The sequence below is a fragment of the Variovorax sp. V93 genome (assembly GCF_041154485.1).
Lineage (GTDB): Bacteria > Pseudomonadota > Gammaproteobacteria > Burkholderiales > Burkholderiaceae_C > Variovorax > Variovorax beijingensis_A.
Genome location: NZ_AP028669.1, coordinates 4,330,847 through 4,351,001 on the forward strand (window position 1 = coordinate 4,330,847; position 20,155 = coordinate 4,351,001).

At 69.2% G+C, this 20,155-nt stretch carries 18 protein-coding genes; 13 read left to right on the top strand and 5 right to left on the bottom strand.

Annotated features, from left to right (window positions below):
- Window positions 1-209 precede the first annotated feature (209 nt).
- From fliF to fliR, 13 genes are all read left to right on the top strand, one after another.
- Window positions 210-1,889: a flagellar basal-body MS-ring/collar protein FliF gene (gene fliF, locus ACAM54_RS20505; RefSeq protein ID WP_369648781.1), complete on the top strand. Its 1,680-nt coding sequence runs from the start codon at window positions 210-212 to the stop codon at window positions 1,887-1,889.
- Window positions 1,886-2,881, top strand: coding sequence for a flagellar motor switch protein FliG (gene fliG, locus ACAM54_RS20510; protein WP_145745712.1), 996 nt, complete (start codon window positions 1,886-1,888; stop codon window positions 2,879-2,881). The genes fliF and fliG overlap by 4 nt, the downstream gene beginning before the upstream one ends.
- Before the next feature lie 117 nt (window positions 2,882-2,998).
- Window positions 2,999-3,748, top strand: coding sequence for a flagellar assembly protein FliH (gene fliH, locus ACAM54_RS20515; protein WP_369648782.1), 750 nt, complete (start codon window positions 2,999-3,001; stop codon window positions 3,746-3,748).
- Window positions 3,749-3,754: 6 nt separating this feature from the next.
- The gene (gene fliI / locus ACAM54_RS20520; protein ID WP_369648783.1) at window positions 3,755-5,191 is read left to right on the top strand and encodes a flagellar protein export ATPase FliI; all 1,437 of its coding nucleotides are present in this window, start codon (window positions 3,755-3,757) and stop codon (window positions 5,189-5,191) included.
- 26 nt (window positions 5,192-5,217) lie between these two features.
- The gene (gene fliJ, locus ACAM54_RS20525) at window positions 5,218-5,673 is read left to right on the top strand and encodes a flagellar export protein FliJ (protein ID WP_145745714.1); all 456 of its coding nucleotides are present in this window, start codon (window positions 5,218-5,220) and stop codon (window positions 5,671-5,673) included.
- Window positions 5,674-5,688: 15 nt separating this feature from the next.
- On the top strand, window positions 5,689-7,056 hold the full coding sequence (locus ACAM54_RS20530) for a flagellar hook-length control protein FliK (protein WP_369648784.1): 1,368 nt from the start codon (window positions 5,689-5,691) through the stop codon (window positions 7,054-7,056).
- 107 nt (window positions 7,057-7,163) lie between these two features.
- Complete coding sequence (gene fliL / locus ACAM54_RS20535; protein ID WP_209537215.1) at window positions 7,164-7,661, top strand: flagellar basal body-associated protein FliL; 498 nt, start codon at window positions 7,164-7,166, stop codon at window positions 7,659-7,661.
- A gap of 21 nt (window positions 7,662-7,682) precedes the next feature.
- The gene (fliM, locus tag ACAM54_RS20540; protein WP_124956755.1) at window positions 7,683-8,684 is read left to right on the top strand and encodes a flagellar motor switch protein FliM; all 1,002 of its coding nucleotides are present in this window, start codon (window positions 7,683-7,685) and stop codon (window positions 8,682-8,684) included.
- Window positions 8,677-9,138 carry a flagellar motor switch protein FliN gene (gene fliN, locus ACAM54_RS20545; protein ID WP_369648785.1) on the top strand — a complete coding sequence of 154 codons (462 nt, stop codon included), beginning with the start codon at window positions 8,677-8,679 and terminating at the stop codon, window positions 9,136-9,138. The genes fliM and fliN overlap by 8 nt, the downstream gene beginning before the upstream one ends.
- Window positions 9,135-9,620: a flagellar biosynthetic protein FliO gene (gene fliO / locus ACAM54_RS20550; protein WP_369648786.1), complete on the top strand. Its 486-nt coding sequence runs from the start codon at window positions 9,135-9,137 to the stop codon at window positions 9,618-9,620. The genes fliN and fliO overlap by 4 nt, the downstream gene beginning before the upstream one ends.
- 41 nt (window positions 9,621-9,661) lie before the next feature.
- Complete coding sequence (gene fliP / locus ACAM54_RS20555; protein ID WP_225612686.1) at window positions 9,662-10,378, top strand: flagellar type III secretion system pore protein FliP; 717 nt, start codon at window positions 9,662-9,664, stop codon at window positions 10,376-10,378.
- Between the two features lie 9 nt (window positions 10,379-10,387).
- A complete protein-coding gene (fliQ, locus tag ACAM54_RS20560; RefSeq protein ID WP_015866953.1) occupies window positions 10,388-10,657 on the top strand; it encodes a flagellar biosynthesis protein FliQ in 270 nt (89 codons plus the stop codon).
- Window positions 10,658-10,669: 12 nt separating this feature from the next.
- The gene (fliR, locus tag ACAM54_RS20565) at window positions 10,670-11,464 is read left to right on the top strand and encodes a flagellar biosynthetic protein FliR (RefSeq protein WP_369648787.1); all 795 of its coding nucleotides are present in this window, start codon (window positions 10,670-10,672) and stop codon (window positions 11,462-11,464) included.
- An 18-nt stretch (window positions 11,465-11,482) separates the two neighbouring features.
- On the opposite strand, the gene flgL is transcribed toward fliR, so the two are convergent.
- From flgL to ACAM54_RS20590, 5 genes are all read right to left on the bottom strand, one after another.
- Window positions 11,483-12,691, bottom strand: a complete 1,209-nt coding sequence (gene flgL / locus ACAM54_RS20570) for a flagellar hook-associated protein FlgL (RefSeq protein ID WP_369648788.1) — start codon at window positions 12,689-12,691, stop codon at window positions 11,483-11,485.
- Between the two features lie 36 nt (window positions 12,692-12,727).
- Complete coding sequence (gene flgK / locus ACAM54_RS20575; RefSeq protein WP_209500649.1) at window positions 12,728-14,686, bottom strand: flagellar hook-associated protein FlgK; 1,959 nt, start codon at window positions 14,684-14,686, stop codon at window positions 12,728-12,730.
- 125 nt (window positions 14,687-14,811) lie between these two features.
- The gene (locus tag ACAM54_RS20580; protein WP_309927375.1) at window positions 14,812-16,371 is read right to left on the bottom strand and encodes a methyl-accepting chemotaxis protein; all 1,560 of its coding nucleotides are present in this window, start codon (window positions 16,369-16,371) and stop codon (window positions 14,812-14,814) included.
- A gap of 30 nt (window positions 16,372-16,401) precedes the next feature.
- Window positions 16,402-18,036 carry a methyl-accepting chemotaxis protein gene (locus ACAM54_RS20585; RefSeq protein WP_369648789.1) on the bottom strand — a complete coding sequence of 545 codons (1,635 nt, stop codon included), beginning with the start codon at window positions 18,034-18,036 and terminating at the stop codon, window positions 16,402-16,404.
- A gap of 52 nt (window positions 18,037-18,088) precedes the next feature.
- Window positions 18,089-20,131 carry a methyl-accepting chemotaxis protein gene (locus ACAM54_RS20590; protein WP_369648790.1) on the bottom strand — a complete coding sequence of 681 codons (2,043 nt, stop codon included), beginning with the start codon at window positions 20,129-20,131 and terminating at the stop codon, window positions 18,089-18,091.
- Between the last annotated feature and the right edge of the window lie 24 nt (window positions 20,132-20,155).

Consider the following 20,155-nt stretch of genomic DNA (forward strand, 5'->3'; position numbering starts at 1 on the left):
AAGCCTCGGAGACATGCGCCCAACTGACGGCAAAACCCGCAGTTGTTCGACCAATCGAATATGGCCCGGCTGCTGAGAATCAACGCCGAACCCATAGCTCGCTGACGACACCACGGCCCCCTCGGCATGACCCCAGAACATCGAAGCCTCCAGCCCCTCGCCATGACCCCGCGCCGCCCCGTGCATTTGGCCGCGGCGGAGCTTGCGCAATGAGTTCGGCGGCCCCCGCGGGCGCCAGCCCGGCGCCCTCGCCCGCCTCCGGCCTTGCGGAGCGCCTGCGCGCCCAGCCGAAGCTGCCGCTGATCGTCGGCGCGGCCGCCATCACCGCGGCCGCCGCGGCGTTCCTGCTGTGGAGCCGCGCGCCCGACTACGGCGTGCTTTACACCAACGTGACGGAACGCGACGGCGGCGCCATCATCGCGTCGCTGCAGCAGATGAACGTGCCCTACAAGTTCGCCGAAGGCGGCGGCGCGATCATGGTGGCGCGCGACAAGGTGCCCGAGCTGCGCCTGAAGCTCGCCGCCCAGGGCCTGCCCAAGGGCGGCGGGGTCGGCTTCGAGCTGATGGACAACCAGAAGTTCGGCACCAGCAACTTCGCTGAACAGGTGAACTACCAGCGCGGGCTCGAAGGCGAGCTGGCGCGCTCGGTCGAATCGATCGGCTCGGTCGAGTCGGCGCGCATCCACCTGGCGCTGCCCAAGCCTTCGCTCTTCGTGCGCGACCAGAAGAAGCCCTCGGCCTCGGTGATCCTGACGCTGCACCGCGGCCGCAGCATCGACGAGGGCCAGGTCAGCGCGATCGTGCACATGGTCTCCAGCAGCGTGCCCGACCTGAACCCCAAGAGCGTGACCGTGGTCGACCAGCACGGCAACCTGCTGTCGGCCGCCAACGCCGGCGCGCGCGGACTGGACGTGAGCCAGCTGAAATACGCGCAGGAAATCGAGCAGGGCTACATCCGCCGCATCGAGGCGATCCTGCAGCCCATCGTGGGCGCGAGCAACGTGCGCGCGCAGGTGGCGGCCGACATCGACTTTTCCGTGGTCGAGCGCACCGAGGAAAGCTACAAGCCGAACCAGGACCCGCGCACCGCGGCTGTCCGCAGCCAGCAGTCGAGCGAGTCGATGCAGCAGGGCGCCACGCCGCCGGGCGGCGTGCCGGGCGCGCTGTCGAACCAGCCGCCGCAGGCGCCGAGCGCGCCCATCACCGCGCCGCCGAACGCCGCGGCACCGGCGCCGGGAACTGCCGCAACCACTACGGCGGCCGGCACGGCACCGGGCAGCTCGCGCAAGGACGTGACGACCAACTACGAGCTCGACCGTTCGATCCGCCATGTGCAGCAAGGCGCGGGCGGGGTGAAGCGGCTGTCGGTGGCCGTGGTGGTGAACCACCGCGAAGCCGCGGACAGCGCCGGCAAGCCGAGCCAGCGCGCGCTCACGCCGGCCGAGCTCGAGCAGATCCGGAACCTCGTCAAGGAAGCGATGGGCTTCAGCCAGGAGCGCGGCGACTCGCTCAACGTGGTCAACAGCGCCTTCGCCCGCGAAGGCGGCGACGAGCAGGCCGGCCCCGCGCTGCCGTTCTGGCGCGACCCCGCCAACCTCGGGCTCGCCATGACCATCGCGCAGTACCTGCTGGTGGCCGGCCTCGCGCTGTTCGCCTGGTTCGCGGTGCTGCGGCCGCTGCTGCGCAGGCACCTCGCGCCGCCCGCCGCCGCGGTGCCCGAAACGGCGCCGGCCGCCCCTGGCGCAGCCGACGACGAGGCGGCCTCGCAGAACAACGCGCGGCTGCGCGAGATCGAGCGCCAGAAGGCCGACCTCGACTACGCGCACCAGACCGCCGACCAGGATCCGCGCCTGGTCGCCACGCTGATCAAGCATTGGATGAATTCATGAGCGACGCAGGCACCCGGAAAAGCGCAATCTTGCTGATGTCGTTGGGCGAAGACCGCGCCGCCGCCACGCTGCACCACCTGCCCGCCACCGAGGTGCAGGCGCTGGGCGTCGCAATGGCCAAGCTGAGCCAGGTCTCCAAGGACGAACTCGCGGCCGTGCTGGCCGAGTTCCGCATGGAGACCGAGCAGCTGTCCGCGCTGCACCTGGGCTCGGGCAGCTACATCCGCGCCGTGCTGCGCAAGGCGCTGGGCGACGACCGCGCCAGCAACCTGCTCGAAGACATCCTGCAGCCCGACGAGCCGCACGGCGGCATCGAGCGGCTCAACGACCTGGAAGCCAGCGAAGTGGTGGAACTGGTGCGCGACGAGCATCCGCAGATCCTGGCCACGCTGCTGGTCCACCTGGACCGCAAGAAGGCCTCCGAGGTGCTCGAAAGGCTGCCAGAGCGCCTGCGCCACGACGTGATCCTGCGCGTGGCCACCTTCGGCGGCGTGCAGCCGGCCGCGCTGGCCGAGCTGACCGACGTGCTCACCGAGATGCTCTCGGGCGAAGGCCTCAAGCGCAGCCGCCTGGGCGGCGCGCGCACCGCGGCCGAGATCGTCAACCTGATGAACAGCGCGCAGGAAGAAGAGGCCATTGCCCACGTGCGCGCCCACGACGAGGCGCTGGCCCAGCGCATCGTCGAGGAGATGTTCGTGTTCGAGAACCTGCTCGACCTGGAGGACCGCTACATCCAGCGCCTGCTCAAGGACATCGAGTCCGATTCGCTCATCGTCGCGCTCAAGGGCTCGGCGCCCGAGCTGCGCGAGAAGTTCCTCAAGAACATGTCGCAGCGCGCGGCCGAGACGCTGCGCGAGGACATCGAGCTGCGCGGCCCGGTGCGCGTGTCGCAGGTCGAGACCGAGCAGAAGGCGATCCTGCAGGTCGTGCGCCGCCTGGCCGATGCCGGCGAGATCGTCGTTGCCGCGCCTGGAACCGATGATTTCGTCTAGACATGTTGCTCTCCCCCAAGCTTTGCGCACTTCGTGTCGCTGCGCCAACCCCCTCGCCGGGGGCAACACCTGCAGCCCGGCGAAGCCGGTTCTGCGGTGTTCCTGGAAGTCGATGAGATGACCTCCTTCCCTCATTCCTTCGGCGCTCGCGCGCGGCAGGACACGCCGCCGATGCTCTCCCAGCCGCGCCTGTCCGCCTGGCAGCGCTGGGAGATGGGCGCGATCGACGCGGACGCGGATGCGATCGCGGCGCGCAGCGCCGGCATCGAAGCGCCCGCAGCGCCGCGCGTGGACCCGGCCGCGCTGGCACGCGAGGCCGAGCTCGAACGCCTGCGCCTGGAAGCGCGCGCCACCGGCGAAGCCGAAGGCCGCCGCGAGGGCTGGGCCCAGGGCCATGCCGAAGGGCGCGCCGAAGGCTTGGCCGCCGGCCTGGCCGCGGCCAGCGCGCATGCCGAGCAATTGCGCGCGCTGGCCGCGGCGCTGCCGGCTGCATTGCGCAGCGCGGAGAGCGAGCTGGGCGATGCCGTCCTGGCGCTCGCGCTCGATGCCGCGCGCCAGGTGATCCACCGCACATTGCGCGTCGAGCCCGAATGGGTGCTGGCGCTGGTGCAGGACCTGCTGCACACCGAACCCGCGCTGCAGGGCGAGCCGCGCCTGCTGCTGCACCCCGAGGACCTGGCACTGGTGAAGAACAGCCTCGGCGGCGAATTGCAGGCCGCCGGCTGGCAGCTGCGCGCCGACGACACCCTGGCCCGCGGCGGCTGCCGCGTGCGCAGCGCGAGCGGCGAGATGGACGCCACGCTCGCGACCCGCTGGAAGCGCGTGGCCGGCGCCTTCTCGCACGATGCCGAACCCGATGGAGCCTGAGAAACCATGCAAGCCGCCACAATCACCGCCGCGCCCGGCGCGGTCAACCCGCACCTCAAGTCCTGGCTCGGCACGCTCGCGCAGGCCCGCAGCGAGGTCGGCCTGTGCGCGACCATCGCCACCTCGGGTCGCCTGACGCGCGCCGTCGGCCTGGTGCTGGAGGCCGTGGGCCTGCAGCTGCCGGTCGGCAGCGACTGCCTGATCGAGTTGCCGCCCGGCTATCCGCAGCGCCATGCCGAGGCCGAGGTGGTCGGCTTTGCCGGCGACCGCCTGTTCCTGATGCCGCAAAGCGAAGTGGCCGGCCTGCTGCCCGGTGCGCGCGTGTTTGCGCGGCCCGGCCCCGCGCAGTTCGCGGGCGGCGCTTCCGGCGATGCCCACACCAAGCGGCTGCCGGTGGGTGAAGGCATGCTCGGGCGCGTGGTCGACGCCGCCGGACGGCCGCTCGACGGGCTCGGTCCGCTCGACGCGAGCCGCAGGGTGCCGCTGGGCGCGCCGCCGATCAATCCGCTCGCGCGTGCGCCGATCGACTCGGTGCTCGACGTGGGCGTGCGCGCCATCAACGCCATGCTCACCGTGGGCCGAGGCCAGCGCATGGGCCTGTTCGCGGGCTCCGGCGTGGGCAAGAGCGTGCTGCTGGGCATGATGGCGCGCTACACCAGCGCCGAAGTGATCGTGGTCGGCCTCATCGGCGAACGCGGCCGTGAGGTCAAGGACTTCATCGAGAACACGCTGGGCGAGGAAGGCCTGGCCCGCTCGGTGGTGGTGGCCGCGCCGGCCGACAACTCGCCGCTGATGCGGCTGCAGGGCGCGGCCTATGCCACCTGCCTGGCCGAGTACTTCCGCGACCAGGGCCGCGACGTGCTGCTGATCATGGATTCGCTCACGCGCTATGCGATGGCGCAACGCGAGATCGCGCTCGCCGTGGGTGAGCCGCCGGCCACCAAGGGCTATCCGCCCTCGGTGTTTGCCAAGCTGCCCGCGCTGGTGGAGCGCGCCGGCAACGGCGCGCGCGATGCCAACGGCCGCGGCGGCTCGATCACGGCCTTCTACACCGTGCTGTCCGAAGGCGACGACCAGCAGGACCCGATCGCCGATTCGGCGCGCGCCATCCTCGACGGCCACGTGGTGCTGTCGCGCACGCTGGCCGAGGCCGGCCACTACCCGGCGATCGACATCGAGGCCTCGATCAGCCGCGCGATGACGGCGCTGATCGAGCCCTCGCAGTTCGACACCGTGCGGCGCTTCAAGCAGGCGCTCTCGCGCTACCAGCGCAACCGCGACCTCATCAGCGTCGGCGCCTATGCGGCCGGCCACGACCCACAGCTCGACCAGGCCATTGCGCTCTATCCGCGCATCGAGGCCTTCCTGCAGCAGTCGATGCACGAGCGCTGCGACTACGCCGCCTCCATCGAGCGCATGGGCCGCCTCTTCGAATCCGCCTGATCCCATCCCCTTCCACAGGAGTCGCCATGCCGCACAAGCTTCCGCTCGACACGCTCACCGACCTCGCCCGCACCCGGACCGACGATGCGGCGCGCCAGCTCGGCCTGCTGCAGAACGCGCAGGTCAGCGCCCACCAGAAGCTGGAGCTGCTGCTGCAATACCGCCAGGACTACAGCGACCAGCTGCAGGTGCTGATGGCGAACGGCCTGCCCTCGGCCCAGTGGCACAACTACCGCAACTTCCTCGGCACGCTCGACGGCGCCATCAAGCAGCAGCAGGCCATCGCCGCGCAGGCGGCCAGCCGGCTCGACCATGGCCGCAGCGAGTGGCAGCAGCACAAGCGGCGCCTCAACTCCTTCGACGCGCTGGCCGAACGCGCGCGGCGGCAGGAACTCGTGGTCGGCGCGCGGCGCGAGCAGCGCGACAGCGACGAACGCACGGCACGCAAGTTCTTCGACCGCGCCTCCCAACCGACACCCTGACGCACCCGCCCCGCCATGCCTTCTCCCATTGCCCCTTCCTTCAGCCCAAGTGCGGCTGCCTCCGCGGCTTCTTCCGCTGCCTCCGGTGCACGCGGCCGCAACGCCGAGGAGCCCGGCGGCCGCAGCTTCGATGCGGCGCTGGCCCGCTCGCGCAACGCGGGCGCAGCGCAGGCGCCCGAAGAGGCCGAATCGTCCGCACTCGAAGCCACGCACCGCCGAAAGGCCTCGCGCGCCGGCGATCGCAAGGACGAGCTTGCCGCCGAGCTGTTGCCGATGTCCTTCTTCGCGCCGCTGGTGGCGCCACCCTCCGCCGCCACCGCTGCGCTGGCGGCCGGTGCACCCGCGGCGGCCTCGATGCCCGACGGCATCCAGGCCGTGGTGCCGGGCGATGCGCCGGTCGACACGCTGGCTGGAGAGACCGCAGACGCTGCGGCAGGCAAGACAGCCATGGCGGCGGATGCCGAAGGCGAAACAACTGCGCAAACGAAGCCGACACACGGTGCGCAGCAGGCGCCAGCCCCAGACGCCGCGCAACCGGCGGATGCACGCGCCGCCGTGCAGGCCGCAGCCGCTGTGCCGCCGCCGGCTTCTGCTGGCACAGGCACAGACACGGCCGCGACCCCGGCCGCCGATGCTGCGGCGCCTGAAACCGGCACCCACATCGCCGCGGCTCCTGCAGCGGCCGCCACCGACCCACGCGGCGCATCCACCGCCTCCCTCTCCGCCGATGCCGACACCCACTCGGCACCGGCCACCGCCATGATCTCCGCCGACAAGACCGCCGACCTGGCCGCCGCATCCGACGCGGCGGCGCCCGCCTCCGACAGCGTGCCCACCCCGATGCCGTTCACGCCGGCCGCGGCCGCCGCCGCGCGCACGAACGTGCCGCCGGCCTCGCCGCACACGCCCATCCTCAGCGTGGAGCCGTCGGTCGGCTCGGCCGCCTGGGGCAAGGCCATCGGCCACCAGGTGCTGCGCATGACCGCCGCGGGCTATCAGGTGGCCGAGCTGAACCTCAACCCGGCCGGCCTCGGCCCGCTCAAGGTCACGCTCACCATGGGCGACAACCAGGCGCAGGCGATGTTCGCCTCGGCGCACGAGAGCGTGCGCAAGGCGCTCGAAGTCGCGCTGCCGCAATTGCGCGCGAGCCTCGCCGACCACGGCATCAGCCTGGGCCAGGCCTCGGTCGGCGCGGAATCGCATCCCTCGCCCGGACAAAGCGGCGCCTTCGGCCAGCAGCCCCAGCCGCAGGGATCGCCGCGGCAGGCCGACTACGCCGCGGCCAGCCGCGCACAAGCCATCGCCACCACCGAGCCGCTGCGCAGCATGCCGGCGCCTGCGGCGCTTCGCAGGCCCAGTGCCGGCGTCGACACCTTCGCATGAGATGGCGAACGCGGGATCTGAGAGCTTTTCCCGCGCTTGATCAGCCCTTCGCCTGCCAGCCACCTGGCAAAGAATAGTCCGAAACCGATTCGCTTCGCAGCACCCATATGGCTACCAGTCCTCCTGTCGCACTCGCTCCCGTTCCCCCTTCCCCCGCACGTTCGTCCAGGCTGTGGATCGTGCTCCTGATCGTCGTGCTGGCCGGCGCGCTGGCCGCCGCCGGCGGCTATTTCCTGCTGCGCCAGCGCGCCCCGGCCGAACCCGCCGCAGCCGCTGCACCCGTGCCTGAGAAGCCGATCTTCGTGACCCTCGAGCCGCTGACTGTCAACGTGCAGTCCGAAGGCCGCGGCCGCTTCCTGCACGTGGGCATCGCCCTCAAGGTGCGCGACGAACAGGCCAAGGCGCGCATCGTCGAATTCATGCCCGAGATCCGCAGCCGGGTGCTGTTGCTGCTGTCGAACCGCCCGCCCGAATCGCTGGTGACGACCGCCGACAAGGCCCGCCTGGCCGAGGAGATCCGCGCCGAGCTGAGCCGCCCGCTGGGCGCAGGCCTGCCGCCGCAGGAGATCGCCAGCGTGTCCTTCAACACCTTCGTGGTGCAGTAACCCTTTCCGGACCGCCGATCCATGGCCTATGAACAAGTGCTCTCCCAGGACGAGGTCGACGCGCTGCTGCAGGGCGTCACCGGCGGCGCGCCCGAGCAGAGCGACGGCGCCGCCGCCCGCACGGACGGCCTGCCGGTGTACGACCTGGGCGCGCCCGACCGCGTGGTGCGCAGCCGCATGCACACGCTGGAGGTCATCAACGAGCGCTTTGCCCGCCACCTGCGCAGCTCGCTGCTGAACTTCATGCGGCGCAGCCCCGACATCTCGGTCGGGCCGGTGCACATCCAGCAGTACGGCGAATTCGTGCGCCACCTGCCGGTGCCGGCCAACATCAACATGCTGCACATGAAGCCGCTGCGCGGCACGGCGCTGTTCGTGTTCGATCCGAAGCTGGTGTTCCTGGTGGTCGACAACCTGTTCGGCAGCGACGGGCGCTACCACGTGCGCGTCGAGGGGCGCGACTTCACGCGCACCGAGCAGCGCATCATCAAGCGGCTCCTGAACCTCACGCTGCAGTGCTATGCCGACGCCTGGCAGCCGGTGTTCCCGCTGAGCTTCGACTACGTGCGCGCCGAGATGCACGGCAAGCTCGCCAACATCGTCGCGCCCAACGAAGTGGTGATCAACACCACGCTGCAGATCGAGTTCGGCCCGGTGGGCGGCTTCCTGCACGTGTGCATTCCCTATTCGATGATCGAGCCGATCCGCGACCTGCTGTCCAACCCGGTGCAGGACGAGATCGAGGTCGACAAGCGCTGGGTGCGCCAGATGTCGCAGCAGATGCAGAGCGCCGACGTGGAGCTCAGCGCCGAATTCATCACGCTGCCCTCGACCATCGGCGAGGTGCTCAAGCTGCAGGTGGGCGACGTGCTGCCCATCGAGCTCCCTTCCTCGATCACCGCGCGCGTGGACGGCATTCCGGTCATGGAATGCGGCTACGGGGTGTCGAACGAACGCTATGCCCTGCGCGTGCTGCAGATGATCTCCCACCAAGACAGCGATCCGAAGAACGACCATGACTGACAACACCCCATCCACCAGCGATGCGGACGACTGGGCCAGCGCGCTGGCCGAACAGACCGCGGCCTCCGCGTCCCCTCCCGCCTTCGCTCCCGCCGCCCCGCCGGCGATCGCTCCCGCACCGGCCGCCGCGCCCGCCGGCAGCCGCGTGTTCCAGCCGCTGCAGGCCATGGCGACCGGCGCCGGCTCGCCCGTGGACGTGGAGCGCATCCTCGACGTGCCGGTGCAGCTCACGGCCGAGCTCGGCCGCACCCGCATCACCATCAAGAGCCTGCTGCAGCTCTCGCAGGGCTCGGTGGTCGAGCTCGACGGCCTGGCCGGCCAGCCGCTGGACGTGCTGATCAACGGCTACCTGATCGCGCAGGGCGAGGTGGTGGTGGTCAACGAGAAGTACGGCATCCGCCTGACCGACATCGTCACGCCCTCCGAGCGTATGCAGAAGCTCGGGCGGTCATGAATCTCCTTGCCAGGCGGCTGCCGCAGGCCGCCGCATCGATTGCGGCTGCCGCATGCCTCGCAGCCCACGCGGCGCTGCCGACCGTGCCCTCGCCCGCCGAGGCGGCGCCGGCCGTCGGCGCCTCCAGCCTGCTGCAGGCCGGCTTCGGCATGTTCGCGGTGCTGGCCCTGATCTTCCTGTGCGCCTGGGCCGCGCGCCGCTTCGGCCTGCAGCGCCTGGGCGGCGGCCAATCGGTGAAGGTGGTCTCCAGCACCATGGTCGGCCAGCGCGAGCGCGTGGTCGTGGTCGAGGTCGGCGGCACCTGGCTGGTGCTGGGCGTTGCGGCCGGCCGGGTCAATGCGCTGCATTCGCTGCCGGCGCAGGCGCTGCCCGCGGCGGCCCCTGCACGCGCAGTGCCCGACGCCCGCCTGGCCGGCGCGGCGGGCCTGTTCGCCCAGAAGCTGCGCGACTCGCTCGGCCTTGCGCAGCGGCCCCACCCATGATGCGCACCGCCCGCCAGCGAAGCCTTGCCGGCTTTGCGCTGATGCTGCTCGCCCTGGCGCTGCCGACGGCGGCTTGGACGCAGGGCCTGCCCGGCCTCACCAGCACGCCCGGCCCGGGCGGCAGCCAGACCTGGTCGCTCAGCGTGCAGACGCTGGTGATGCTGACCTCGCTCAGCTTCCTGCCGGCGCTGCTGCTGAGCATGACGAGCTTCACGCGCATCCTCATCGTGCTGGGCCTGCTGCGCACGGCCATCGGCACGCAGTCGTCGCCGCCCAACCAGATCCTGGTGGGCCTGTCGCTGTTCCTCACCTTCTTCGTGATGGCGCCGGTGTTCGACAAGGTCCACGACGAGGCCTACAAGCCCTTCTCCGAAAACAGGATCACGGCCGAGAAGGCGCTCGAGAAGGGCATTGCGCCCTTCAAGTCCTTCATGCTGAAGCAGACCCGCGAGAACGACCTGGCCCTGTTCGCCAGGCTCGCGAAGATCCCCGACATGCAAGGCCCCGAGGAAGTGCCGCTGCGCATCCTGCTGCCCTCCTTCGTGATCAGCGAGCTGAAGACCGCGTTCCAGATCGGCTTCACGATCTTCATTCCGTTCCTGATCATCGACCTGGTGGTGGCCAGCGTGCTGATGTCGATGGGCATGATGATGGTGCCGCCCGCCTCCATCGCGCTGCCCTTCAAGCTGATGCTGTTCGTCATGGCCGACGGCTGGCAGCTGCTGATCGGCGCACTGGCCGAGAGCTTTTATCTTTAGAGGCGCGCAATGACTCCCGAATCCGTCATGTCCCTGGGCAGCCAGGCCATCCACGTCTCGCTGCTGCTGGGTGCGCCGATGCTGCTGGTGGCGCTCGTGGTGGGCCTGGTCATCAGCATCTTCCAGGCTGCAACGCAGATCAACGAAGCCACGCTGTCCTTCATTCCCAAGCTGCTGGCGGTGTTCGCGGTGCTGGTGCTTGCCGGCCCCTGGATGCTGGCGCAGATGCTCGACTACATCCGCACGCTGTTCTCGAGCATCCCGCAGCTGGTCGCCTGAGCGCGCGCTGACATGCCCGCCATCTTCTCCGTCACTTCGGCGGAGCTGACCGCCTGGCTGACGGCCTTCCTGTGGCCCTTCGTTCGCATGCTGGCGCTGGTGAGCACCGCACCGGTGTTCGGCGAGCCCGGCGTCGCGCGCCAGACCAAGGTGGCTGTTGCCGCGCTGCTGGCGGTGGCCATTGCGCCCACGCTCGGTCCCATGCCCGCGGTGCCGGTGGTCTCCGCGGGCGGCGTGTGGATCATCGTGCAGCAGGTGCTCATCGGCGGTGCCATCGGCTTCGCGATGCGCATGGTGTTCGCGGCCGTGCTGGCCGCGGGCGAGTACATCGGCCTGCAGATGGGCCTGTCCTTCGCGTCCTTCTTCGATCCCATGGCCGGCGGCGCCACCATGGTGGTTGCGCGGCTCATGCACATGCTGGCCATTCTTCTCTTCCTGGCGGTGGACGGCCACCTGCTGATGCTCGCGGCGCTGGCCGAGAGCTTCCACACGCTGCCGATCGCCAATGCGCCGCTGGCCGCGCAGGGCTGGATGCTGCTGGTGTCCGGCGGCGGACGGATCTTTGCCAACGGGCTGATGCTGGCGCTGCCGCTGGTGACCGCGCTGCTCACGCTCAACCTTGCGATGGGCATCCTGAACCGGGCTTCGCCGCAGTTCAGCATCTTTGCGGTCGGCTTTCCGCTCACGCTGCTGGCGGGCATCGGCATGCTGCAGCTGCTGATGCCGCAGCTCGGCGCCTTCATGGAGCCGCGCTTTGCCGCCGCGCTGTCTTCGCTGCCCCAGCTGATGCAGGCGCTGCGGCCCTGAGCCGCACGCCCCTCGCATTCACAGGTAGTTGAACAGCGCAATGCTGTGCAGCCGCGCGAAGGTCTGCTGGGTGGCCTGGAGCGAGGTCTGGCGCTGCAGGAATTCCGAGATGGCGCTGGCCGGGTCCAGGTCCACCAGCTCCGAGAGGTAGCCCTTGTCGATCAGGTCGCGCGAGGCGCCGCTGGTGTTGAGCGCGTCGAGCTCGTTCATGCGCGAGCCGACCGACGACATGACCGTGAGCACGTTGTCGTGCGCATTGGTGATCTTGACGTTGAAGGTGCTCAGCGCGTTGAGCAGATCGGCCTTCGCCGCGTCGCCGTTGCCGGCCAGCGGCTGCCTGAGCGCAGTGACCAGCTCGCCGATGGCGGCGAACACGTCGGTGCCGGCATTGCGCGCCGTGGCCACCTGGAAGGTGTCGCCGTCGGCCGGCGCGCCGCTCATGGTGATCTGCAGGCCGCCGAACGAGATCGCGGCGCCCGGCACGTAGGCGCCCGATGCGGCCACCACGGGCGGCGTGTCCTGCGTGGCCACCGTGTAGTTGCCGCCGCTGAAGCTGATCACGAAGTCCTTGCCGTAGTTGGCCGCGCTCGCATCGGTCACGCCCACGGCGCCGAAGACGCCGGAGCCGGTGTTGCCGGCACCCGCCGAGCTCACGTAGCCCGCGCCGCCCTGCACCGACTGGAACACGCTGCGTCCGTCGTCCGTGGTCGACATCTGGCGCGACACGTCGATCTGCATCAGGCGCTGGCCCTGGTCGCCCATGTACTGGATGCCGCCGGCCCCCGCCACGAAGGGCTGGCTCGCGCTCTTGAAGCCGGCGAACAGGAACTGGCCGTTGCCGTCGTCGGCATTGGCCACGTTCACCAGCTGGTCCAGGTTGCCCTGCAGCGTGGTGGTCAGCGAGGCGCGGTCGGCGTCCGACAGCGTGCCGTTGCCGGCCTGCACCGCGAGCGTCTTCATGTTCTGCATGATCGAGGTGGCCGACTTCAGCGCGGTCTCTTCCTGCGAGAGCGAGAGCATCGCGCGGCTGCGGCTGGTGGCGTACTGCGCCGACTCCGCCATCGACTGGCTTACGCCCAGCGCACGCGCGGCGGCCACCGGATCGTCGGCAGCCGTCAGGAACTTGGTGCCCGCGGCGAGCTGCTGCTGGATGCGGAACAGCTGCTGCTGCTGCGAACCCAGCGAGCTCATGCTCTGGGCGTAGAAGGATTGGGTGCTGATGCGCATCGCGGCTCCGTAGGTTCTTTTCTAAAGGCGGCCGGCTCAGCCGCGGATGCCCAGGATCGCGTCGAACATGGTCGATGCGGTCTGGATCACCTTGGCATTGGCCTGGTACATCTGCTGGTACATCAGCAGGTTGGCGGTTTCCTCGTCCTGGTTCACGCCCGAGATCGAGTCGCGGCTGGCGCGGATCTGGCCCGTCACGCTCTCCTGCGTCTTCTCTGCCACGCGGATTTCCATGGCGCGGTTGCCCACCTCGCTCACCAGCTTGGCGAAGGCACCGTTGAAGGTGGAGGTGCCGCCGTCCATCGCGGTCTTGCGCTGCAGCGCGCCAAGCAGCAATGCATTGCTGCCGTCGGATACGCCGCCCGCGTTCTTGCCGATGGTGAAGGTGTCGCCATCGGCGGGCGCGCCGCTGAGCTTGACCTCGATGCCGTCGAAGCGGATGGAGGCGCCCGCGGTGTAGGGCACGGCCGTGCCGGCCGCATAGTTGGTCGATGTGCCATCGGCCAGCGTCACCGTCACGGCGGAGGTGGCCGGAAAGCCCGACAGCGTGTTGGCCGCGGCGTCGTAGGCGAGCGTGACCGTCGCGGCCAGCGGCGTGGCCAGGTAGCCCGCGTCGACCACGGCGGGACTCAGCGCGCCGGTGCCCTTGTTGCCCACCGCCTTGCCCGTGGCCAGCGGCGATGCGGCGGCCACCTTGGCCGTATCGCGCACCAGCACGTCCATGTCGCGCGCGCCGCTGCGCGTCGGCTGCACCAGGAAGGAATCGCCGGCCTGCGCGGTACCGCTGGCCACCGCAAGGCTGACGCCGTCGAAGCTGGCGGGAAAGGTGGTGAAGTCGCCCATCGGCTGCTTGTCCGACAGCCGCGTGACGCTGTAGGTGAGCGTGCCCGCCACGTCCTTCACCTGCACCGAATAGTCGCTGGTCGTGAGCTGCGAGGTGTCGGCCACGCTGGCGCCGAGCACCATGTCGCCCGCATTGCGCGCATTGGAGAACACGCCCGGCACGGCCTGCGAGAAGAAGTCGGTGCCCAGCACGCCGTTCAGGTCGACGCCCAGCTTGTGCTGCTCGTTGAACTCGCTGCTCAGCGCCATGGCGAGGCGGCCGACGGCGTTCTGCGTGGTGGTGAGCGTCTCGGCGCGGAAGGCCAGCAGGCCGCCCAGCGAACCGCCGCTGATCACGTCGTCGTTGAGCTCGGACACCGTGCCCGTGAGGCCGACCAGCGCCACTGCCTTGCGCGTCGGGTCGGCGGCGGACGAAACCGCCTGCAGCTGCGCGGCCCGGTCGCCCAGCACCAGCGTCTGGCCGTTGCCGATGAAGACGTTGTACTGGCCGCTGTCCTGCTCCAGAACCTTCACGCCCACGATCTTGCCGAGCTCGCTCACCAGCTGGTCGCGCTGGTCCATCAGGTCGTTGGGCGGCTGGCCGCCGGCCATCGCGCTGAGCTGGCTGATCTGCTGGTTCAGGCTCGCGATCTGCTTGGCATAGGTGTTGATCTGCGCGGTGCTGCCTTCGATCTGGTCGTTGACCGAACCGTTCAGGTCGGTGAGGTACTGGTCGGTGGCGCGGAACTTGTTGGCCAGCGTCTGCGCCGCGCTGATGAGCTGCTGGCGCGCTGCCGGGTCGGCCGGCGTGTTGGCCACGCCCTGCACGCTGGCGAAGAAGCTCTGCATCAGCGGCGTGAGGCCCGCGGTCTTGTCGGCCAGCAGCGAGTCGATGCGGTTGATCTGCGATCCGTAGCTCGCGAGCGCGGCGCCCGCGGCTTCGGCGCCGTTGAGCTGGGCCGTGAGATAGCCGTCGTAGCTGCGCTGCACCGTGGTGACGCGCGCGCCATTCCCGATGAAACCCGCACCGGTCGTCGTGCCGCCGTTGGACGAGACCAGCGCGGTCTGCCGGCTGTAGCCGGCCGTGTACACATTGGCCGTGTTGTGGGCCGTGGTCATGAGCGCGGATCGCGCGACGCTCAGGCCGGACAGGCCCGTTTGGAACATCGACATGAGGCTTTACCTGTAGAACGTTTTCTTGTTGGCACCGGGCATCGCTTGCGATACCTGCTTCCTGTCTATCGGCAGGCGGCGCGGAAAATGAAGTGCCCGCTGGAACATTTCGGCTGGTTGCGCTTTCACGCGGCGCGCCGGAACACGCTGACCGACTCGACCAGGCTCGCGGCCTGCTCCTGCATCGACTGCGCCGCGGCGGCCGCTTCTTCCACCAGTGCCGCGTTCTGCTGCGTCACCTGGTCCATCTGCGCAATCGCCTGGTTCACCTGTTCGATGCCCGTGCTCTGCTCCTGGCTCGCGGCCGTGATCTCGCCCATGATGTCGGTCACGCGTTTGACGCTGTCCACGATCTCGTCCATCGTGCGGCCCGCCTCGGCCACCTGGCGGCTGCCGGCCTCGACCTTGTCCACCGAGTCGTCGATCAGGCCCTTGATTTCCTTGGCGGCTGCGCCCGAGCGTTGCGCGAGGTTTCTCACCTCGGAAGCGACGACTGCGAAGCCGCGGCCTTGCTCGCCGGCTCTTGCAGCTTCCACCGCCGCATTCAAGGCCAGGATGTTGGTCTGGAACGCAATGCCGTCGATCACGCCGATGATGTCGACGATCTTCTTGGACGAGCTGTTGATGGAGCCCATGGTGTCCACCACCTGGCTCACCACGCCGCCGCCGCGCACCGCCACTTCGGAAGCGGAGACGGCCAGTTGGTTGGCCTGCCGTGCGTTGTCCGCGTTCTGCTTGACGGTGCTCGTGAGTTCTTCCATCGAGGCGGCCGTCTGCTCCAGCGAACTCGCCTGTTCCTCGGTGCGCGAAGACAGGTCCTGGTTGCCCGCCGCAATCTGGGTCGAGGCCGACACCACGCTCGACACGTTGCTGTCCACATCCACCACAACGGCCGAGAAGTTCGCGCTCATCTGGTTCAGCGCGCGAAGCAGGTGGCGCATCTCGTCCTCGGGGCGGACCTCGAACCTCGCAATGCCCCCGGCGGCGATGGCCTGCGCCACCCGCACCGCCTGGTCCATGGGGCGGAACACTGTGCGGTCGAGGAAGTAGCCGAAGCCCGCCCACGCCAGCGCGCACACCGCGGCACCGGCAGCCCAGTCCTCGGGGCCGGCCCAGCCGAAATGGCCGGCAGCGCCGAGCACCAGCATCGATACCGCCGCGGCCGAGGTCGAGCCCAGCACGCGCAGCCGGATGGGCAGGCGGCGCAGGCGGGCCAGCAGGCTCGTCCAGCCGCGCTTGACAACCTCGCCCTGCCGGATCGCCAGGCCCTGGGCATGGCCTTCCCTGAACCTGCGGTAAAGCTGCTCGGCCTGCGCCACGTCCGCGCGATCGGGCTTGCTGCGCACCGACATGTAGCCCTCCACCTCGCCCCTGCGGCGGATCGGCGTCACATTCGCGAGCACCCAGTAGAAGTCCCCGTTCTCGCGCCGGTTCTTGATCACGCCGGTCCAGGGCAGCTCCTGCTTCAGGGTCTCCCACATGTCGGCAAAGGCCTCCGGGGGCATGTCGGGGTGCCGAATCATGTTGTGCGGCTTGCCGATGAGTTGCGCCACGGCATAGCCGCTGGCGGCCACGAAGGCCGGATTGACGTAGGTGATGCGCCCTTTCAGGTCGGTGCGCGACACCAGTGCTGCGTCATCGTCGAGCAGATATTCGTTGGCGGTAACGGGTAGATTGACTCTCATCAGTTCCAGATCGAAGGGTTGTTTTTCTCGCTAGGCGAAGGCTGGCTCCGAGGTGCGCAGCGCCAGGCCCGTGCGGGCGTCGCCGGGCAGGCTTGCAGCAGGCGCCAGGTCTCTCCCGGCCTCGAGCCGGAACACGCTGACCGACGCCACCAGGCTCGCGGCCTGCTCCTGCATCGACTGCGCCGCGGCGGCAGCCTCTTCCACCAGTGCCGCGTTCTGCTGCGTCACCTGGTCCATCTGCGCGATGGCCTGATTCACTTGTTCAATGCCGGTGCTCTGCTCCTGGCTCGCGGCCGTGATCTCGCCCATGATGTCGGTCACGCGCTTCACGCTGTCCACGATCTCGTCCATCGTGCGCCCCGCCTCGGCCACCTGGCGGCTGCCGGCCTCGACCTTGTCCACCGAGTCGTCGATCAGGCCCTTGATTTCCTTGGCGGCTGCGCCCGAGCGCTGGGCGAGGTTTCTCACCTCGGAAGCGACGACTGCGAAGCCGCGGCCTTGTTCACCCGCTCTTGCAGCCTCCACCGCCGCATTCAAGGCCAGGATGTTGGTCTGGAACGCGATGCCGTCGATCACGCCGATGATGTCGACGATCTTCTTGGACGAGCTGTTGATGGAGGCCATGGTGTCCACCACCTGGCCCACGACATTCCCGCCCTTGACCGCCACTTCGGAGGCCGACAAGGCCAGTTGATTCGCTTGCCGCGCGTTGTCGGCGTTCTGCTTGACCGTGCTCGTGAGTTCCTCCATCGAGGCGGCCGTCTGCTCCAGAGAACTCGCCTGCTCCTCGGTGCGCGAAGACAGGTCCCGGTTGCCGGCTGCGATCTGCTCCGAGGCGGTCGCGATCGTGTCGGTGCCCTGGCGCACCTCGCCGACCACCTTGGCCAGGCTCTCGTTCATGTGCTTCAGCGCCTGCATGAGCTGGCCGGTCTCGTCGCGCGAGTGGGCCTCGATGACCGAGCCGAGGTCGCCATTCGCCACCGTTTCGGCCACCTTCACCGCGCGGCCCAGCGGCTGCGTGACGCTGCGCGCAATCAGGAAGGCGCAGCCCGCGCCGATCACCAGCGTGAGCACCGTGAGCACGATGCGCAGGTTGAAGCCTCGCTCGTTGGCCGCATCGATCGCATGGCTCATGTCGTCGATCGCCTTGCGCTCGAGCGCAAGCAGTTCGAGCACGCGGCTTTCATAGGCCTTGGCGGCCGGCTGGAAGGTGTTCTTGAACACCGCCTCCGCCTCGCCCGGGGTGCCACTGGCCTTGGCCTTTTGCACCGCGTCCTTGGCGGCCTGGTATTTGGCCCGCAGCTCGACGATGGACTTGAAGGTCGACTTCTCGACGTCGGTCACCAGCAGGGCCTCGACCTTGGCCATGGTTTCGCCGCCCTTCTTGACGCTGTCGGAGATGACGTCGGCAAAGGTGATGGGAAGCGTTTCGTCGGTGGTCCGGGCGATCATCGCGGTGCGCGCGATGGCCGAGTAGGTCAGCACGTACCAGTCGGAGATCAGCCGCTCCTTCGCGAGCGGGCTCTGCATCATCAGGCGCGTGGCCTCGGCATTGCTTCGGGCGGTCACCAGGGCGAACGCCGCCGAGACCAGGGTCAGCGCGAGAACCAGGCCGAAGCCGATGGCCAGGCGCGTGCCGATGCGCATGTTGGAAAGGAAGTTCATCTTGGAATACCGGAATACTGAATGGGGGTGAAGGGACGGCGAAGGCGCGGCCTCAGAGGGGTGCCACCTCGGGCGCGTGGTAATGGACAGGGCTGGTTTGCCGCAGGGCGGTGGCGGCCTGGCGCGGCGGGCCGTCCAGCTTGAACACGCTCACGGCCTGCACCAGGCTCGCGGCCTGCTCCTGCATCGACTGTGCCGCCGCGGCCGCTTCTTCCACCAGCGCCGCGTTCTGCTGCGTCACCTGGTCCATCTGCGCGATGGCCTGGTTCACTTGTTCAATGCCCGTGCTCTGCTCCTGGCTCGCCGCCGTGATCTCTCCGATGATGTCGGTCACGCGCTTCACGCTGCCCACGATCTCGGCCATGGTCTTGCCGGCTTCGCCCACCAGCGCACTGCCCATGTCCACCTTGCCCACCGAGTCGTCGATCAGGCCCTTGATTTCCTTGGCCGCTGCGCCCGAGCGCTGCGCGAGGTTGCGCACTTCGGAGGCCACCACCGCGAAGCCTCTGCCCTGTTCGCCGGCACGGGCAGCTTCCACCGCCGCATTGAGCGCCAGGATGTTGGTCTGGAACGCGATGCCGTCGATCACGCCGATGATGTCGACGATCTTCTTCGAGGAGGCATTGATCGAGGCCATGGTGTCGACCACCTGGCCCACGACATTCCCGCCCTTGACCGCCACCTCGGAAGCCGACAAGGCCAGTTGATTCGCTTGCCGCGCGTTGTCGGCGTTCTGCTTGACGGTGCTCGTGAGCTCTTCCATCGAGGCGGCCGTCTGCTCCAGCGAACTCGCCTGTTCCTCGGTGCGCGAGGACAGGTCCTGGTTGCCCGCGGCAATCTCGCCCGAGGCCGTCGCAATCGCATCGGTGCCCTGGCGCACGCCGCTCACCACGGTGGCCAGGCCGCCGCGCATCGACTCGACGGCCCGCGTGATGACGCCGATCTCGTCGCGGCGCTCGGACGACAGCGGCCGCGACAGGTCCCCTTGGCCGATGGCCTGCACATGCTCGCTCAATACGCGAAGCGGCCGCACCATGCGCCGGATGAAGACGACCAGCCCCGCGCCCAGCAGCAGCGCGGCCAGCGCCATGAAGCCGCCGAGCAGGCGCATCTCGCGGTAGAGATCAGCCATCACCTCCGAGGCGGGAATCTCCGCCACCACCAGCCAGCCGGCCGCGTCGCTCCTGCTCACGGATGCATAGCGCCGTCCCGCCTGCACCGGCAGGAGCACAGCGGGTGCATCGTCGATCCACGAGGCGTCCTCGCCCTTCAGGCGTGCAAGCCAACCTGCCGGATCTGCACCCTGCACAACCTCGGACAGCTTCTTGCCGGCCGCCGACGGATGGAACACGAGCGTGGCAGCGGCAGGATCTGCGCCCGGGTTGACGATGTAGAGCCCGCCCGTGTCGAAGATGCGGCTCTGGCCCACCGCTTCGCCGAAGGAGGCCTGCTGCTGCGAGATGTCCAGGCCGATGTAGAGCACCGCGACGACCTGGCCGGCCGCATCGCGCACGGGCTCGTAGACCGTCATGAAGGGGCGCCCGAACAGCATGGCGCGGCCGACGAATTTCCTGCCCGAGCGCAGCACCGGATACGCGGCGCTCTTGCGGTCGAGCAGCGTTCCGATGGCACGCTCGCCGTTCTCCTTCTTGACCGAGGTCGTGATGCGGCGGAAGTCTTCGCCCTGCACCACGAACACCGTGGCGTTGGCGCCGGGAAAATCCCGCGCGAAGGCATCCACCTCGCCCGTGCTCGCGCCATCGATCGGCGTGCCGTAGCTGCTCACGATGCCTTGGGCAGCATCTTCGACAGCGAAGGTGGCCGAGAACTGGCGCCGGAAGACGCCGTAAGCGTTCTCCGCGGTCAGCTGCATGGTGCGGTCAAAGATGTCGAGCGACCGCGCAATCGCTTCGGCCTTGGCATTGGCGTATTGCGCGGCGCTGCGCTGCTGCTGCGCGGAGCCGATCGCATAGAACGCCGCGAGCAGCAGCACCGTCACCAGCAGAATGGCAAGGGCGGCCCTGACGGTGAGCGTGCGCGCCAGCGAGACGAAGGGGCGCGTTGGCTGGGACGAGTCCGTGGCTGCGGCTTTCATCAGGGTTCTTTCCTGTGGGGTGGG